The organism is Vreelandella boliviensis LC1, assembly GCF_000236035.1.
GTDB lineage: Bacteria > Pseudomonadota > Gammaproteobacteria > Pseudomonadales > Halomonadaceae > Vreelandella > Vreelandella boliviensis.
The window spans coordinates 1-528 of record NZ_JH393276.1; the positions used below are offsets into that span (position 1 = coordinate 1).

Sequence of the window (528 nt, forward strand, 5' to 3'; positions counted from 1 at the left end):
TGTTCTTGTCAGCATGATATACATTGTTAAAGAGCAGCTGTTCAATGAACAGTGATAAAGCGGCGTGTTGTCATTACAACAATCGTTATAAAAACGACAACACAGCGACTTATCAATGGTCACGAAACATTCACAAACGGTATTTAAGGTTAAATAGGGTAGTAACGTAATGGTGGAGCCAAGCGGGATCGAACCGCTGACCTCCTGCGTGCAAGGCAGGCGCTCTCCCAGCTGAGCTATGGCCCCATTAACACACAATTTTTCCGGGTAATTTTATTCAGAACAAGGCATTTTATGGCGCCGCATAGCCTGCTATGCAAGTCATAAAATAACGCAGTGCTGGATAAAATTTGGTGGGTCTGGGCAGACTTGAACTGCCGACCTCACCCTTATCAGGGGTGCGCTCTAACCAACTGAGCTACAGACCCGGCTATTCAGCCATTACAGATCTTGGGAACCTGTAGCAACTAAATTAACTACCGTTTGCTCTATATCTGATCAGGTAATTCATTGTGGACGCTTACTGAC

At 45.1% G+C, this 528-nt stretch carries 2 tRNA genes; both read right to left on the reverse strand.

What is annotated here, in order from left to right:
* Nucleotides 1-170: 170 nt before the first annotated feature.
* Nucleotides 171-246: transfer RNA gene (locus KUC_RS18995), tRNA-Ala, on the reverse strand.
* 105 nt (nt 247-351) lie between these two features.
* A tRNA-Ile gene (locus KUC_RS19000) sits at nt 352-428 on the reverse strand.
* Between the last annotated feature and the right edge of the window lie 100 nt (nt 429-528).